Raw genomic sequence first — 15,035 nt, forward strand, 5'->3', positions numbered from 1 at the left:
ATACAACACCATTATCGTAGAAGCAGCGATGGACATCCTGTGTCCATCGCTTTTGCTATACTCATCCCGTACACGAACGTTAGAAATATTTCGATCATCCGAGCGGCAGCTCGCGGAACTGCCGCGGAGCGATGCCAATACGCTCGGAAAAGGCGTTGGTAAAGCCTGATTCGGTCTGATAACCGACCTCCAGGGCGATCGATTTGATCGGCATGGAGGTGGTCTTGAGTAGATATTTGGCATGATCCATGCGCATGGTGATCAGGTATTCATAGGGCGAACACTGGAATTCCTTTTGAAACAAACGAATCAGATGGGCTGGGCTGTAATCGACATACTGAGCAATGTCCTTGAGCTGAAGCGGCTCTCCCAGATGTTCCTGAATGTACTGCACAGCCCTCCGAGCGGGGGATAAATCCTCCTCAGCCGAAGATGCCGGGGTGTTTGGCATGAGATAGCACAGCATGCTATGTATAATACGTGAATGCTCGGAATCGATAAGCGGCTGATTTGTGGAGAATTTAGATAGCATGTGACGACAGAATACGCCGATTTTAGAGTTGTTGGGCGTACGGAAAACCGGCCCATTTTTCTCAATAAGGTAATCGCAAAACTCAAACGAGTTGAGTCCTTGGAAGAAAATCCAATAAAATTCGGAATAGTCAGGGGTGCTGTAGTAGTGGTAGTGGATACAATCAAGCAGGACAATATCGCCCTCCTTGGCAACTTGGTGATAGCCGTCGTATTCGACGGTCAAGTTTCCCTTTTCGATGTACATGAGGATGACCTGTTCGATGCCACTACGATCGATGCGGTAGCCCTTTTCACAGAAATAATGGCCGCAGCCGGTGACATAATAAAGCATGCGCAGCGTATCGTTGGACAGCTTGCTGTAAAAGCGTTCGGAGCCGGGTAGGACCCCTTTTTCGTTTTGAACCAACATGGAAAATGCCTCCCTATGGAACAGAAAAAAATGATAATTTTTGATTTTATCATAAATTTTTAAAAAATAACATGCTTATTTTTAGCATAATATTTTTTTAAATGCGCCTATTTTTTTGCGCAAAAAATTTATTGGCAGCCAAAGAACGAAAATTCCAAAAAACGGATGATTATTTTAAACTGAATTCCTTTTCAAAATGCGCATACTCATGCAATATGCACAATATAACCACGAAAAATCAAAAAAATATATCCAATTCATCCAGAAAGCTACTTTTAAGCAAAATACACAAAAACAGCGTCCAAACGTCTACAAGCAATTTGCAAAAAGAAAAACAGCTGTGCTATGATGATGGCACAAACCCATCCGGGCACAATTCGGCCAAATTGCAGCATAAAAATCAACAGAAAGCTTTAGAAGAGGGATATTATGCTGACACTATGCACTTTCGTTCTGTTTACAGTGTTGGTTGCCGTAATTTCCTGGTTCCGTACCAGATCGGCACCGTGCTGGCGGTTATCTCGATCTGCGTGGCGCCATTCGTCATCAACGCCCCAAGCTACCTGTATGACTTCCTGCAAGATTGCTTTGGCTTCTACGCTAAATCCATCCTGACCGTGATCCTGGTCAGCTTCTACACCAAGCGCGTGCCCGCCATCGCCCCCAAGGTGACGCTCATCGTGCACGCGGTGCTCTACGGCCTCATCCACTTTGTAGACTATGATTTCCACTATCTGTACATCCGCGGCGCGCTGTTCATCCTGGACATCTGCATCATGCTGGTGATCGGCCGGCTGCGTCCGCGCGAAACCCCGTTCGAATTGACCGACGCGGGCGTCGTCAACCTGACGCCGTGGCGGTTGGCAAAGCCGGCCTCGGTGGTCTGCTTCCTGGCGATGCTTGGCGTATACGCCCTGTTCTCGCCCCTGGGCCTGGCTGGCTAAAATTGATAAAGAAAGGACCGGAACAATATGAAACTCGATGAACATGTAGGTGTAAACCGAATTGACCAAGGCCAAGGCGGCAACCTGATGGTGCACGGCTGGCCGCTCGAACAGTGCGTGGTCTCCGACCACGACCGGCAGGTGCTGCGGGAGGTCGCATCCCGCCTGCGCGAATTTGCCGAGCGCCCGTATGAGCAGGAAAAAGCCAAGCTCTGGACGGCGCACAACGACCTGAAGACCGAACAGCCGGTCATCTATATCGACCCGGAAAACGGCTGGAACGAGATCTTCCCCTGGCATGAGGCCATCCAGTGCGAGGGCGACATGGCCCAGGACTGGGAGATGTGGCTGCGCAAGGAGCTGTACTGGGCCGAGGTGATGAAGGACGACAAGGTTGTAGAGGCCAAGTTCTACATCCCCTACCACGCCGAGGACACCGCCTGGGGCATCTCGGAGGAGCGCATCGGCGACCCGACCAAGGGCGAAGCCTATGTGTGGAAGGCGCCGTTTGCCGACATGGAGGACGAGTACGAAGAACTCGACCTGTCCGAGTACATCAAGACCCCGGAAATCCACGTGGACTGGGAAGCGTCCAACCGGGCCTTTGACCTGGCTAAGGACGTGTTCGACGGCATCCTGGAAGTCGAATTCCGCCACAAGTGGTGGTGGTCGCCCGACCTGTCGCTGTCGTACTCCAACCTGCGCGGCATGGAAAACATGATGTGCGATTTTTACGACTATCCCGACCAGGTACACGCCATGATGCGTCTGTTTACCGACGGCTACCTCAAGAAATTCGACTACCTGGAAAAGAACGGCCTGCTGCCGAACAACGCGGGCAGCATGTACATCGGTTCGGGCGGTATCGGTTACACCTCCGAGCTGCACGGCACCCCCGGCCAGGTCAAGCTGATGGACATGTGGGGCTTTAACGAAGCGCAGGAGACCAGCGAGGTTTCCCCGGAAATGGTCAAGGAATTCATCCTGCCCTACCAGCACGAGATGGCCGAAAAGTTTGGCCTGAACTACTACGGCTGCTGCGAGGGTCTGGACCGGCGCTGGGAATACGTCAAGGAAGCCATTCCGCGCCTGCGCCGTGTTTCGGTGTCCCAGTGGGCGGACAGCCGCAAGATGAGCGAGCTGCTGCAAGGCGATTATGTGTACTGCTACAAGGTCAGCCCGACCGACATTGCAGTGCCCCATCCGGACGAGGAGTACATCCGCCGGCGCCTAAACGAAGTGCTGACCTACTGCAAGCAGTGTGGTAACAAGGTCGAACTGCTCATGAAGGACAACCACACGCTGGGGCACCATCCGAAAAATGCTTCCCGCTGGGTACAGATCGCCCGCGAAGAAGTGCAGCGCGTATACGGTTAAACAAAACCAAAAAGCCACGAGTAAGTCCTCGTGGCTTTTTTCTTCCGGTGCGCTGGTATAATCTGCATATTTATGGTATGCTGAAACCAAAGAAAACTGTCAATACAAAATCTGTCCTTTGGACGCCGATGTGGGGAAGGCGGGAGACGAATATGAACAGAAACGACCACAAGGAGCGCGTCTGGTTCCAAGTCCATACGGAAAACGAACAGGATATCGTGCACTGGCACGAAGATCTGAAGATCGCTTTCGTGCTTTTCGGACAGGTGGACATGACCATACGCGACAAGACCTACACGCTGTATGCCGGGGATTTGCTGGTGCTCAACCCGTTTGAGCTGCATGTGGTGACCACCCGCGAGGGGCATCTGCTGGCGCTGCATCTCAGCCCGACGTTTTTGCAGTCGCTGGGGCATATGGTGCCCCGGTTTGCATTCTATTCCCGGCAGGCGCCCTCGATTGCCGTGCAGCAGCTGCGCCAATGGCTGGCGCACAGCGTCTCTGCCCTGCTGGCCCAGGATGAGACTCTGGCCGAAGGCTATGTCCATATGATGCTGTCCCTGCTGAGCCGAGACTTTGCCCAGCCGGACACCACACAGGACCAAGGCGGCGACAGCACGGCGCTACAATATGTGCAGCGTGCTGTACAGACCTTCTAGGCGCATTACCAGGAGGATTGGACGGTGCAGCGCTTAGCCGAGGCGCAACACCTGTCAGTCGGGTATCTCTCACGCATTTTCCAGGCGCACATGGGCACTTCGGTGATGAAATATCTGCGCATGCTCCGCTTGCGGCGGGCCATGCAGGAGGTGCTGCACTCCTCCAAGAGCATCACCGAGATCGCCTCGGAAAACGGCTTTGCCAGTACCACCGCCTTTATCCAGAACTTCCGCACCGAGTACGGCCAGACCCCCAAGCAAATGCGCCGGCAGGAAGGCGGTCAGGTCAAGCCGATCCCTCATGTCGGTTCGCCCATCGGGCTGGAGCGGCTGCTACAATACTGCCAAGAGCCGGCCGAGAGCCAGCCGCCCGCGGCGACCGAATACCAAGTGCAGGAGGTCGTATGCGACTGCCAGAAGCGCAGCCGCGCGGGCAACTGTCCGCTGATGATGAGCATCGGCTGGGCACGCGAGGGCATTTTGGCCCCGGTGCAGGAGCAAATCCAGCAGGCCCAGCGCGAGATCGGGTTTACCTACCTGCGCATGCACGGCATCTTTGACGACCGCATGCAGATCTTCCAGGGCATCAGCGAGCAGTATTCGTTCAACTTCAATTATTTTGACCTGCTGTATGATTTCGTGCTGGCACAGGGGCTGCTGCCCTATCTGGAATTCAGTTACATGCCGTCGGCCCTGGCCGTGCGGTCGGAGACCTATTATTCCCACCGCTGTTCGATCTGCCCGCCCTCGGACTGGGTGGTCTGGAACGAGCTGGTCAGCGAGACCATTTTGCACTGCGTTAACCGGTACGGCCGGGCCTCGGTGCGCAAGTGGAAATTCACCACCATTTCCCATTGCTATGTCAGCTACGGCTGCATGACTGAGCAGGAATGGCTCCGTCTGTACCGCGAAACCTATCAAACGGTCAAGGCTGTGGACAAGCGACTTTCCTTCGGTGGACCGGGCAACGATATGGACTACCTGGGTCGGGATGACGGCGCCCTGCTGCGCTGGTTCCTATCCGAGAGCGCCTATTACCACTGTTTGCCCGATTTCCTGTCGGTGCAGTGCTTCCACGTGGATTCGGTAAGCTTACAAGGGGCAGATGTGTTCGCTACCGTGACCGACAAACAGACACTTCCGATTCCATGTTCGCCCGACCCAGACTACCTAGAGCACTGCCTGGACCACACCGAGTCATATTTGCAACGCTTGGGGTTGGACAAGTTGCCGATTGTGCTAGAAGCCTGGAATTCCTCTCTTTGGCAGAATGATCCCTGCCACGATATGCGGTTCAAGGCAGCATTTATCGTCAAAAACTTACTGGAAAACCGTCACCGCCTGGCTGGTATCAATTATTGGGTGCTCAGTGATATCATGGAGGAAACCACTCACCAGATGGAGGTCTTTCATGGCGGCTACGGCATGTTCACCACCAACAGCATCCCCAAAAGCGCCTACCATGCTTTTCGCCTGATCGCGCGCATGAAGGGCGGCTGCATCGGCCGCGGCGACGGCTGGTACGCCACGCGCGACCAGGACACGGTCGCCGTGCTGCTGTACCATTACGGCCATTATGTGGACACCTATCAGGCGCTGCGCACCAAGGGGCAGTATGCCTTTCAGGATAGCGGCCCGCGGCAATTCAATCTACTGCTGACCGGCCTGAAGGAAGGGGTGTACACCTTTTCGATGTACCGCATCGACAGCACCCACGGTAGTGCCTACGATACTTGGCTGCAAATGGGTTCACCCGAACCCATGAACACCGAGCAGGTCGACTACATCCAGCGTCTGTCCATACCCAGCTACACCACTTGCCAAGAATATGTGCCCCGGCAGTACCACTATACCACCACCCTGGGCAGCAACGAAGTGGAGCTGATTTTGTGTAAGCCCAGCGCGATTTGAATCCGGATACAAAAATTTATTTTTAAGAAAATAAGCATTCCTAACGTAAAAATATCGATTTTATGACAACGGCCTCCAAGGTTTGGTAAAACCTAGGAGGCCATTTTTCTTGAAATGGTTGGAAAACAGTCGAAAGTGAAACGTGAATACCATATCATTGGTTGGGGAATTCGGCTATAATGGCATCATCATCCAGCGAAAGACAGGATAACGGAAAGGGGAATCTCCAATGAGTATCGATAAAGCACAATGCGGTAACTGGATGTTGCATGGTCCAGAAAAAAGCCAGATTGTCATGAGCCAACACGACAAAAGCATCCTGCGGGAATGGGCTAAGAAACTGCGTGAACTTGCCGAACTCCCCATCCAACAGGAAAAGGTCAAACTGTGGACCGCGCACAACGACCTCAAGGATACCCGCCCACTGATCTTCATTGGCCCGGAAAACGGCTGGAACGAGATCGTTCCTTGGAACACCCTGGAATGCGAGGGTGAACTGGCCAAGGATTGGGAAATGTGGCTGCGCAAAGAGGTCATCTGGGGTGAAAAAATGAAGGATGACCGCGTCCAGGAAGCCAAGTTCTACCTGCCCTACACGGCCGTGGACACCGAGTGGGGTGTGGACACCACCCCCGAAGGCATGGAGAATGTGGAAAAAGGGGGCGCCTATATCTTTAAGCCTCCCATCGAGGATTTGGAAACCCAGCTCGACTTGGTCAAGTGCCCAGAAATCCACATGGACGAAGAAGCCACCAAGATGGCCTATGAACTGGCCTGTGAGGTCTTTGATGGCATCTTGGAGGTCGAAATCCGCCACAAGTGGTGGCACGCTATGCACATTACGCTCGACTACGCCAACCTACGTGGCCTGGAAGAGATGCTTTACGATTTCTACGACTATCCGGACGAATTCCACGCGCTCATGCGTAAGATCACCGACGGATACAAGGCAAAAGCCAAGTATTTACAGGATAACGGCTACCTGTGCTACAACAGCAACAGCTCCTATGTCGGTTCGGGCGGCTATGGCTTCTGCTCCGAGCTGCCGGCCGCCGGCCCGCAGGGCCAATCGACCGGCGCGCGCATGGAGGATATGTGGCTGTTCCTCGAATCGCAGGAGACCGGCGAGGTTTCGCCCGCCATGTTTGCCGAATTCATTCTGCCCTATCAGATCGAACTGGCCGAGCCGTTCGGCCTGCTCAGCTACGGCTGCTGCGAACCGATCAATCCCCGCTGGGAATACGTCAAAAAAATCCCGCACTTGCGCCGCGTTTCGGTATCGGCCTGGGCTAACCTGGAGGTCATGAGCGAACAGCTCGGCCGAGATTACATCTATTCTCACAAGCCCAGCCCCACCTATCTCGCCGTGCCGCAGATGGATGAGGAGTACATCCGCAATTATACCCGCGACCTACTCAAAAAGACCCGTAACAATCATCTGGAAATCATGATGAAGGACAACCATACTCTAGGTGGCAATCCAGAAAATGCATATCGCTGGGTACAGATCGTTCGAGAAGAAGTCGAACGGATGGATTAAAGTCTCAATAAATATTTGAGATAAAGGACAATGAGTAGAAGAAAAGAGGTATTGACTATGAAAAAAAGAAGGTTGTTCGCTAGTTTGATAGCTGCGGCGATGTGTTTGGCTCTTTTAGCTGGTTGCGGCAGCGGCAATGAGGGTGCTGCTTCGTCCACCAATACCCAAGGAGACAGCGATAGCGGCATCAGCATGACCATGATCATTGCCTCGCGGGATGAATTCATGAGTACGCTCGAGCAGGCCTGCAAGGACGCGGCAGACGAACTTGGAGTCAAAATAACTACTCAGGACGCACAATTCGATACCAGTAAAATGCTGCAATATATCGAATCGGCACGCAACAACGGCGATGATGCTGTGATTGTAAACATCGTAGACCCTGGTACGGCACAGCAATGCATTGATGCAGCGGGAGATATGAAGGTTGTATTTGTCAACCGTTCGTTAGACGAGGATGTTTATTCCAAATTCTCTGAGGATGTCTGCGGCGTATGGTCAGACGAGGATACTTCGGGATACTATCAGGGTGAATTCCTGGCCGATTACTTTAAAGGAAAAGGGACAAACTGATGTGAAGTATATCATGGTATGCGGCACATTAGGTCAGGTTTATACTACGAAACGCACAGAAGGCGCGATCAAGGCTCTCAAGGACAATGGTATCAACCCCATTGCAGCAACCTCTGACCTCGTTGCAGATTATGACCGCGCAACGGCTCAAGATACGGTTTCCCCGTTGATTAACACGATTGACTATGACTGTGTGATTTGCAACAACGATGCTATGGCACTCGGTGTAATCGAAGCAATGAAGTCCAAGGGTGTCGACCCGACTGAAATTCCGCTCGTCGGCATCGACGCAACTGTAGACGGCTGTGAGGCTGTCAAGAACGTCGAAATGGCCATGACAGTTTTTCAGAACCCAGTGGGACAGGGCTATGGTGCAGTTATGGCCGCAATCAACATGATTACCGGTAAGCCAATCAATGAAGGCACCGAGTTTGAGACCGATGAAAGCGGTCGCTTGGTTTGGGTACCATTCGAGCCGGTTTATCTCGATAATGTGGACGAATACATGTAAGACAATCCAAGAAAAGGGACATTGCAAGCGATGTCCCTTTCCTAAACCAAACTCAAATAAAATTGGGGGGAAGAACAGTGAGTCAAGAGTATATCCTGGAGATGACCGATATCGTCAAGGATTTCCCCGGTGTGCGTGCGCTGAAGGGCGTGCAGCTGAAGGTGCGTCCCGGTACCGTACACACCCTGATGGGCGAAAACGGTGCAGGCAAATCGACCCTGATGAAATGCCTGATCGGCATTCATCCGCCCACCTCGGGTAAGATCGTTTTTGAAGGCAAAGAAATTCATTTTAAAAACACGCTGGAAGCACTGAGTTCCGGTATTTCTATGATTCATCAGGAACTTTCACCGGTGCCCGAGCGCAGTGTATGTGAAAATCTCTGGCTGGGCCGCGCGCCCCGCAAGGGTCTGATCGTCGACCACAAGAAGATGCGCCAGGACAGCATCGAGCTGTTCCAGAAGCTGAATCTGGATGTGGACCCGGACGAAAAGATGGGCAATCTCACGGTTGCCAAAATGCAGATGGTCGAAATCGCCAAGGCGGTTTCGTATGACAGCCGCATCGTTATCATGGACGAACCGACTTCGTCGCTGACCGATGCCGAAGTAGAGCATCTGTTCCGCATCATCGCAGAACTCAAATCCAAAAACGTAGCCATCATCTATATCTCCCACAAGATGGACGAAATCTTCCGCATTTCGGACGACATCACGGTGTATCGTGACGGCGAGTACATTGCCACCGACCGCGCGGAAAACCTGAACGTCGACAAGGTCATCCAGCTGATGGTCGGCCGCGAAGTGACCGACATGTTCCCCAAGGTGGACTGCCCGATCGGCGATACCATTTTGAAAGTTGAAAATCTGTCCGCTGGACGAGCGGTCAAAAACGTCTCGTTTGAGCTGCACCGGGGCGAAATCCTGGGTATGGCAGGTCTGGTCGGCGCGGGCCGTACCGAAACGGCTGAAGCCATTTTCGGCATGCGTCAGATCACCGGCGGTAAGATTTATAAGGACGGAAAAGAACTGCATATCAAGTCGCCGGAGGACGCAATCGCCAACAAGATTGGATTGCTCACCGAAGACCGGCGCGGCAACGGCATTGTCGGCCTGCTGAGCGTCAAGGACAATACCGTGCTGGCAAACCTGAAAAAATACGGATTCCCGCTCGACCACAAGAAGATGCGCGCGGATACCGAGGAATATGTAAAGAAGCTCAACACCAAAACACCGACCATCGACACGCCCATCCAGAACCTGTCGGGCGGCAACCAGCAGAAAGTGCTGGTCGGCCGGTGGCTGCTGACCAATCCGGATATCCTGATCGTCGACGAACCGACCCGCGGCATCGACGTAGGCGCAAAGGCTGAAATCCATTCGCTCATCACCAAGCTGGCGGGCGAAGGCAAAGCCATCATCATGATCTCCAGCGAATTGCCCGAAGTCACGGGTATGTCCGACCGCATCGTCGTCATGCACGAAGGCACGATGACCGCGATCGTCGACCGCAAGGACTTCTCGAGCGAACTCATCCTGAAATATGCTACCAGCGAGGTTCCTTATCAGCCCGCTGCCGAAAAGCAATAAGAAAGAGGGGTATACGGTATGCAGAAAACATTTGATAAAAAGAAATTCCTGTCGCAGAACTCGATCTGGCTGGTGCTGATCGCGCTGGTCATCATCATGAGTATCGCGCAGCCTACCTTCTTCTCGGTTGGCAACCTTTTGACCCTGCTCTCCGGCGAAGCCGTTAAGGGCATCATGGCCTTCGGCGTTATGTTCGCCATCCTGTCCAAGGGCATCGACCTGACGATCGGCGCATCCGCGGCGCTCGTCGCCTGTATCACCGCTTCGCTTGTGCAGCCGGCTGACTACGCAAATGCTATCCTGCCGGGCGTTGGCCCCCTGCCCGCTCCAGTCGTTATCCTGATCGGTCTGGCACTCGGCGCTGGCATCGGCGCCATCTACGGTGCGATCATCGCTTACACCAAAATCCCGCCGTTCATCGCAACCCTGGGTGCACAGCTCATCTGCCGTGCAGGTGCGAAAATGTACACCAACCGCCCGGTTTCCAACCTGTCGGAAGATTTCCGTTTCCTCGGTTCCTATCGCATCGGCGGCGTGTTCCCGGTCATCATCCTTGTATTCTTTGTCATGTTCGCCATTTCGGCGTTCCTGCTGACCCAGACCCGCTTCGGCAAAAATGTTTACGCCATCGGCGGCAACGACCAGGCCGCACGCGTGGCTGGTATCAACGTAGAAAAGAACCTGATTCTGGTTTATGTATGGTGCTCGCTGTGTGCAGCCATCGCCGGCATGCTGCTGGCTGGCCGCGCTGGTTCGGCTGACCCGGCAAACTCGGGCCTGAACTACGAACTGGACGCCATCGCTGCTGCAACGGTCGGCGGCACCTCCCATACCGGCGGTATCTGCCGTGTATCCGGTGTTCTGGCTGGTATCCTGATCCTCGGCGTTATCAACAATGGTCTGGTTATGCTGAAGGTCGACGATAACATGACCAACATCGTCAAGGGCATCATCATCGTTGGCTCGGTTGTTCTCGATATGCGCAAGAACGCCAAGCGTGCATAAAGATAATCTCTCTCTTCCTTTTCTTCTGGGTGTTCCGGGAAGCGGTCCTACCGTGGTCCCGGAACACCCAGAAATCTTTTTTTAAGAAAAATCAAATTTTCTATAATATAAGAGGCATTCATCCATTTCTGAAAGAATAGATTATAAATTTTCGTCCCGTGGTCGGAACGTAATGAGCTGAGCCAACGGGATAGAACTAAGACCCCAAATCTGTGATGTGCCTCATCAATAACCAAATAGACCTCATTTTGCTTTTTTAACCATACATCCAGGCAACTTAAATTGCGATCAATACTATCCTTACCGACAATCAGCAGATCATCTTCCAGTGTAATATCGATTGCTCGATCATGTTCGGTCGTACCTGAGATAATCCGGTAGTGGAAGGAAGAAATATGCGGTATGCTCTCTGCATAGGCGTATTGCTGAAAAGACTGCGCCGCCTGATCCAACAGCATCTGACGGTGATCAATTCACAGAATTTTTTCTTTTGATCAATAGCATTTTTGAGCAGCCAAAGTGCAGCAGTATAGGTCTTGTCGCCACCGGTTGGCAGTACAATCAATGTACTGTAATTCCTTTCTCGATTGATGAGGTCAAGATTGTGCATTGCTGTGCGCTGGTGCTCTTATGGTGTGCGGACATTTGCCCCCTTCTTCGGTAAAATCTCACTGCTGGATTTGTTCTGTGCCTGTTTTTTCATACTTCTTCCCCTGATTTCTGTCACAAATGATTATGCTCCTCAGTATCATTGCTATCACTATCTTTTTGAATTCTGGTGCGTATCATTTGTTTGGTATTCCTTTGGGCCTAATAAAGCACCTCACTTGTTATCCAATATACCATACTGTCTAATAAATGAGGTTCAGTTCAGTTTTTCAGTCTTCGGTGGCTATGTAAATGTCATAGTCGCAACCGCCCATTTCTACGGCTGCGTCGGGCAGCAAAAAAGGCAGCATTTCGCTGCCTTTTCTGTTTTGCTTCATTATGCAACAGTCTGGATAAACCGCATCAGCATAGTCGCGGCCTCGGCACGGGTCGCCTGTCCCTGCGGGTTCAGGTGCGCGCCGCTCCCCACAACGATGCCTGCGCCGCACGCCCACTGCATGGCGGGGATAGCGTACTCGCTGATCGCAAGTGCGTCGACGTAGGACAGGATGTTGGTGTTCTCCCCTACCGACACATCCACGCCTCTCTGCTGCGCGTAGCGGTACAGGATGGTGGCGAACTGCTCACGGGTGATGGACGAGTCCGGCGCAAACGCCGTTTCGGTCATGCCGCTGACGATGCCCTCGGCTGCCGCCCAGCGGGCAGCCTCGGTGTACCAAGTGCCGCTTGCCACATCATCAAACAGCAACGCATAGTTGACGACTGGCTCGCCCGCCTGCCGGTGCAGGATGGTGACCAACATCGCGCGGTTCATCGTGCCATTCGGGTCAAAGCGGGATGTCGACGTGCCGCTCATCAACTCGTTCTGATAAACGAAGTCCACCGCATCGTAGTACCAGTCGCTTTCCTTGACGTCTCGAACGGGAACGCCTTGGGCGTGTGGTCGCGGTCGTCAAGGACGATGGCATACTGGTCGCCATGGGTAAGCGGCAGGCCTACCGTACCGTTCGCACCAATTTTATGGGCAGACTGGAATTCCAGCTCCCCGGTGCGTGTGTTGTAATAGTACAAATTCGCCCACAGGTCGGCATATTCCTTGTCCAGCGACGCGGTCAATGTCATGGGAAAGCCGAACTCGCTGTTGTGCTTGAGGGTGAACGGGATGGTATCTACCTCACCGGTGATGGCGTTGAACGCAGCGTCCGGGATGCTACTGGTACCCATATCCACGTCCAGATCCAGGTCGGAAAGGTCAGCGTTTTCGGGGATATCCAGCCCGTTCACCGTCCACAATGCTCCGTCCGGCAGGCTGATCTTTAGCGTCACATCACGGCCTGCGAGTTTCTCGAAAACCTCTTGGTCCAGCTTGGTGTTGCTGGTGCTGAGAGTAATCTCTACCACTTCGCCGCTCTTTGCATTCTCAATCTTATCTATCGCCTGCTGGCTGGGAGTTTTCGTGGACGTACTGCTGCCGCCCGACGATCCGCCGCCACCGCCGGTCTGCTGCGTTACCTCAAAACAAAGATCTACCTTGGCGCTTACACTTTTACTGCCGTCACTGCCGGAAATGTTAAGGGATTCACGATAACTTCCCACGCCAAGTCCGGTAATAGGCTGGACCGTAAACGTCGCTGTACCGTTCGGGGCAAGGCTGGCGACACCATTGACAAAGCCTGTTCCCTCTGTGACAGTATAGTTCGTGCTGCCAGGTAGGTTAACCGTTAATATGTGGTTGCCTGTATTGGTGATGGTTACTGTCTGGGCGGTGGGGGCTTCTGGATAGCCTGCTGTTTTGCTGCCAAAGTTCAGATCTGTCGGCACCGCGGAAATGCCGTAGATCTTTTCAATGCCCGCCGCCGTGATGACGATGGGGCCGGTGATGGCGCTTGCCATAATGGTCAGTTGACCGGTTTCGCTATCGTAGGTATAGTCGGTGCCCTGGGTAAGCGATGTGTTGTTCACCGTCACAGTGATGGTCTCGGGCAGCATGTAGCCGCTGTCTGGTATCAAGGTGGCGGTATAATCGCTGCCTTCGCTTTGTAGGCGATAGCCTGCAGAATTGCTATTGGTGAGATTCTCCAACGTATTGGTGATGCCATAGGCGTCTGGCGTATTTTCATAGCCTTGTAGATTGACCCGTACCAAGTTGCTGGCATAGTCGGTCATCTTATCGCCGTTGTACTGCTCGGAAAATACCCAGAGTGTATCGCCGGACGGCACGGAAGAAACGTTGATGCCTGTGGATCCGTCAGAAGCTGTCGATTTTGCGATACGCCCGTAATATTGAATGGTGTTATTCGAATCTGTGACAATGGCGGAAATATACTCATTGGCTCCTGCTGCTGCACCACTGTAATCGATGTAAGCGATATTGCCAGAATGGGCAGCTACACTTGCACTGAAGCTGTTGCGGCTATCATCTTTCAGCGTCAATTTCCATTCGCTTCCGTCATACGGCTCCACTTGCTTCAACGCATCGGCGCCTACGGCGCCGGAAGATTTGCCGCCGACCGCGGCAGATGTGAAGAGAACAGAATTCAGATCTAAATGGAAGGCAGGACGAACCCCGTAAAAGTAGTTCAACCTTGTACTGTTCCCCACTGGAAAATTCGTCAACACATACATCGAATACGTGCCATTACCATAATAGGTCGAGGTGGGACGTATCCACCACTTAGTATCATTTGACCCGAGACCTATGGAATAGTCTGTTACGGTTGGCTCCTTTTTATCCTGCGGCACATTATTAAAATCCGTATATGACAGAAGAGCAATATTATCGTTCTTTTCCTCAATTGTTTCAGACTGAATAACCGCTTGCTCCTTATCCGAAAAAGCAGTGTCTAAAAAATTATCGCTCGAATAATCTATCGGACCCTCGCCTATACCATTATTCTCGTTAAGACCGTTGAGCCAAGAACAAATGGTAGATTGCGGCCATTTTATTTTCCCGTCTACTTTGTTATATTCCATTCTATCAAGGATTTGATCGGATAACAGGAATAGCTCATTACTTTCATTCTTTAGCACCAGCCATTTGACAGGTTCTATAAAATAATACGGACCCACATTATTCTTGGTCGCTGTGTCTGATTTAATCCAGTAGACGCCTTCCTCACCGGAAGGTTGTGTGTCTCCAGCACTGCTCTGCTGGTATGTGCCAAAATAAATGCTGTCTGCCTGCCCGCCAATGATATTTGCGGCCGTCCCATTGTCCACAAACTGGATTGCCTGGCCCGTGCCATCCACTGCAAACGCCACGGTAGGCATAAGTCCCACCAGCAGCGCAAATACACAGAACAAGCTGAGTAATCGTTTTTTCATGTGAAAACCTCCCTTTGTGGTCGTCAGAGGATACCTCCTTGTGTTTTCCT

At 52.6% G+C, this 15,035-nt stretch carries 13 protein-coding genes and 1 pseudogene; 10 read left to right on the forward strand and 4 right to left on the reverse strand.

Features of this window, described 5'->3' with window-relative positions; all coding sequences use genetic code 11:
• Positions 1-94: 94 nt before the first annotated feature.
• On the reverse strand, positions 95-943 hold the full coding sequence (locus EFB11_RS10440) for an AraC family transcriptional regulator (protein WP_122790170.1): 849 nt from the start codon (positions 941-943) through the stop codon (positions 95-97).
• A gap of 320 nt (positions 944-1,263) precedes the next feature.
• Between EFB11_RS10440 and EFB11_RS10445 the strand changes: the two genes are divergently transcribed.
• From EFB11_RS10445 to EFB11_RS10485, 10 genes and pseudogenes are all read left to right on the forward strand, one after another.
• On the forward strand, positions 1,264-1,887 hold the full coding sequence (locus tag EFB11_RS10445; RefSeq protein ID WP_164706725.1) for a hypothetical protein: 624 nt from the start codon (positions 1,264-1,266) through the stop codon (positions 1,885-1,887).
• A 27-nt stretch (positions 1,888-1,914) separates the two neighbouring features.
• Complete coding sequence (locus EFB11_RS10450) at positions 1,915-3,264, forward strand: hypothetical protein (RefSeq protein ID WP_206424174.1); 1,350 nt, start codon at positions 1,915-1,917, stop codon at positions 3,262-3,264.
• A gap of 152 nt (positions 3,265-3,416) precedes the next feature.
• Positions 3,417-3,923: an AraC family ligand binding domain-containing protein gene (locus EFB11_RS10455; RefSeq protein ID WP_164706726.1), complete on the forward strand. Its 507-nt coding sequence runs from the start codon at positions 3,417-3,419 to the stop codon at positions 3,921-3,923.
• A gap of 15 nt (positions 3,924-3,938) precedes the next feature.
• Positions 3,939-4,184 (forward strand): annotated as a pseudogene (locus tag EFB11_RS17370) (helix-turn-helix transcriptional regulator); the annotation flags it as partial.
• Positions 4,185-4,373: 189 nt separating this feature from the next.
• The gene (locus EFB11_RS10460) at positions 4,374-5,834 is read left to right on the forward strand and encodes a GH39 family glycosyl hydrolase (RefSeq protein WP_279220563.1); all 1,461 of its coding nucleotides are present in this window, start codon (positions 4,374-4,376) and stop codon (positions 5,832-5,834) included.
• Positions 5,835-6,063: 229 nt separating this feature from the next.
• A complete protein-coding gene (locus EFB11_RS10465) occupies positions 6,064-7,374 on the forward strand; it encodes a hypothetical protein (protein ID WP_206424175.1) in 1,311 nt (436 codons plus the stop codon).
• Between the two features lie 57 nt (positions 7,375-7,431).
• Positions 7,432-7,947, forward strand: coding sequence for a sugar ABC transporter substrate-binding protein (locus tag EFB11_RS17375; RefSeq protein WP_164706727.1), 516 nt, complete (start codon positions 7,432-7,434; stop codon positions 7,945-7,947).
• Between the two features lies 1 nt (position 7,948).
• A complete protein-coding gene (locus tag EFB11_RS17380) occupies positions 7,949-8,458 on the forward strand; it encodes a substrate-binding domain-containing protein (protein ID WP_164706728.1) in 510 nt (169 codons plus the stop codon).
• A gap of 101 nt (positions 8,459-8,559) precedes the next feature.
• Positions 8,560-10,047 carry a sugar ABC transporter ATP-binding protein gene (locus EFB11_RS10480; RefSeq protein WP_122791285.1) on the forward strand — a complete coding sequence of 496 codons (1,488 nt, stop codon included), beginning with the start codon at positions 8,560-8,562 and terminating at the stop codon, positions 10,045-10,047.
• Positions 10,048-10,065: 18 nt separating this feature from the next.
• Complete coding sequence (locus tag EFB11_RS10485) at positions 10,066-11,052, forward strand: ABC transporter permease subunit (protein WP_122790176.1); 987 nt, start codon at positions 10,066-10,068, stop codon at positions 11,050-11,052.
• Between the two features lie 47 nt (positions 11,053-11,099).
• Here EFB11_RS10485 and EFB11_RS17040 read toward each other — a convergent pair whose 3' ends face one another.
• The 3 genes from EFB11_RS17040 to EFB11_RS10500 form a co-directional block, all read right to left on the reverse strand.
• On the reverse strand, positions 11,100-11,510 hold the full coding sequence (locus EFB11_RS17040) for a hypothetical protein (RefSeq protein ID WP_206424176.1): 411 nt from the start codon (positions 11,508-11,510) through the stop codon (positions 11,100-11,102).
• A gap of 527 nt (positions 11,511-12,037) precedes the next feature.
• Positions 12,038-12,544 carry an S-layer homology domain-containing protein gene (locus tag EFB11_RS10495; RefSeq protein ID WP_122790177.1) on the reverse strand — a complete coding sequence of 169 codons (507 nt, stop codon included), beginning with the start codon at positions 12,542-12,544 and terminating at the stop codon, positions 12,038-12,040.
• On the reverse strand, positions 12,517-14,985 hold the full coding sequence (locus EFB11_RS10500) for a DUF6273 domain-containing protein (RefSeq protein WP_122790178.1): 2,469 nt from the start codon (positions 14,983-14,985) through the stop codon (positions 12,517-12,519). Before EFB11_RS10500 ends, EFB11_RS10495 begins: the two co-directional genes overlap by 28 nt.
• Positions 14,986-15,035: the final 50 nt, after the last annotated feature.

Origin of the sequence: Intestinibacillus sp. Marseille-P6563 (assembly GCF_900604335.1) — a bacterium.
In the GTDB taxonomy this organism is placed as follows: Bacteria; Bacillota; Clostridia; order Oscillospirales; family Butyricicoccaceae; genus Butyricicoccus_B.